Genomic DNA, 2,220 nt, shown 5'->3' on the forward strand with positions numbered 1-2,220 from the left:
CCGGCGGACCCCGGCCGGTCCGACGGCGCCGGGGACGATCGGCCGGTGTCCCCGGGACGCCGGGCGGACGCGTCCCCGGGGCGGGCCGTCCGCCGCTCCTCGCCGACGAGGTAGCGGACCCGGCCGGCCGCCGTCCCGGGCGTCCCGGCGGCCCGTCCCGGGTTCCTCGGGAGCCCGGAGGGGGCGACCGCGGCAGCGCACACGGGGGAACCGTGCTCCGGAACGTACTCCGCGGCCGATCGGCGGCGCCGTCCCCCGTCGTGCCCGCACGCCGTGCGGAGCGGTGGTGGACACGGCGGGTTTTTCCTCCGGGGCCGCTCGGGGCGTGGGGCGGCGGTCCAGAATGGGCCCGTCGGTCTCGGGGCGAAGGGGTGTGCGGGTGGCGCAGGAGCGACTGTCCATGCAGGAGTTGATCCAGCGCCGCCGGCGTGCCGGGCTGGTGGCCCGTACCGCCGAACTGAGCTTGTTCCGGGCGAACTTCGACGTCCAGCCCGAGGACGAACGGCACCGGTTCCTCTTCCACGTGCACGGCGACGCGGGCGTCGGGAAGACCTTCCTGGTCCGCGAGTTCGAGCAGATCGCGCGGGAGCGCGGGGCGTTGACGGCGTACGTCGACGAGAGCGCGGGAAGCGTGCCCGAGGCGCTGGAGATGATGTGCCGTCAGTTCGCGGCGCAGGGACACCGCTTCAAAGGGCTGGAGCGGCTGCTCACCCGTCACCGCGAACGGCTCCACGAGGCGGAGGCAGCCGCGCTCGCCGCGATGGCCCCGGAACCGGAGGGGACCCCGTCGGCCGGAAGCATGACCGTCGCGCGGGCCGGACTGGCCGGACTGGGTCTGATCCCCGGCGTCGGCCCCTTCGCCGGCGTCCTCGACCCCGCCCAGCTCGCCCAGGGGGCGGACCGGTTGCGGGCCGGGCTGAGCGCGCGCTTCCGCAGTCACGAGGACGTGCGACTCGTCCTCTCCCCGGAGAGCGTCCTCACACCGGTCCTGGTGGACGAGCTGTCCGCGGCGGCTTCGGACGTGCCGTGGACCGTCCTGTTCCTCGACACCTACGAGCGGACCGGCCGCTTCCTCGACGGCTGGCTGCACGACCTCGTGACGACCGACCGCCACGGGCCGCTCCCCGCCACGCTCGTCGTGGTGACCGCCGGGCAGCGCCGCGCCGACCCCGCCCGGTGGAGCGGGTTCGCGGACCACATGACCGCCCTCCCGCTCGCGCCGTTCACGGAGGCGGAGGTGCGCGGACTGCTCGCCGCACGGGGCGTCGTCGCCGACCCCGTCGTCACCGAGGTGCTCCGGCTCACCGGCGGGCTGCCGGTCCTGGTGTCGACCCTCGCCGAGAGCCGTCCCGCCGGCCCCGGCGACGTGGAGGACCCCAGCGCCACGGCGGTCGACCGGTTCCTGAAGTGGGAACGGGACCCCGTGCGCAGGGCCGCCGCCCTCGCGGGCGCACTGCCCCGGTGGCTGGACGCCGACGTGTTCGGGGCCGCCCTGACGGGGCGCGGGCGCGAGGACGCGCACGACGGGGAGGCCTACGACGAAGACCGGCTGGACGAGCTGTACGGGTGGTTGAGGGACCTCCCCTTCGTCGGCGGGCAGGCGCCGCGGCTCCGGTACCACGACGTCGTCCGCGCCCCCATGCTCCGCCTGCAGCGCGACTGGTTCCCGCGCACGTGGGCCGAGCGGCAGCGGCGGCTGGCGGCGGTCTTCCGGCGGTGGCGCGAGGAGACGGAGACCGGACGGGACACCGCGGAGCTGTGGGCCGACGAGGAGTGGCGGGAGCTGCGGCTCGCGGAGTCGTACCACCTGCTGTGCGCGCGGGAGCGGTCCATGCCGGAGCAGGTGCTGCGGGACCTCGTGGAGGCCTGCGACCAGGGCGAGTCCGTCGCCGGACGGTGGACCGGGCTCCTGGAGGACGCCGGGCGGGACGCGGACCTGGAGGACCTGGCCCGGTGGGGCCGGGACCTGTCGGAGGCGCTCGAGGAAGGCGGCCCGCACGCCGTCGTGGCCCGGCTGCTGGGCCGGCTCCCGAGCCCGCCGCCGCCCCGCGACCCGGCGGGCGGCACGGTCCACCACCGGCGCCGCGGCCCACGGCCGGCGGCGGGGGAGGACCGGGGCCTGCCGCGGGTCCCGGGGGACCGCGCCGTGCCGCCCGAGGGGGCGCCGTCCGGGGAGGCGCCGCACCGCCCGGCGCGGCGCTCCGGGAGGGAACAGGGCCG

At 77.3% G+C, this 2,220-nt stretch carries 1 protein-coding gene; it reads left to right on the forward strand.

Annotated elements, in window-relative coordinates; translation table 11 throughout:
- Nucleotides 1-379 precede the first annotated feature (379 nt).
- The coding region (locus tag AOK18_RS26710) for an AAA family ATPase (protein ID WP_420865644.1) at nt 380-2,220 on the forward strand (1,841 nt) is incomplete at its 3' end.

It is taken from the genome of Streptomyces prasinopilosus (assembly GCF_001419695.1).
GTDB classification, from domain to species: domain Bacteria; phylum Actinomycetota; class Actinomycetes; order Streptomycetales; family Streptomycetaceae; genus Streptomyces; species Streptomyces prasinopilosus.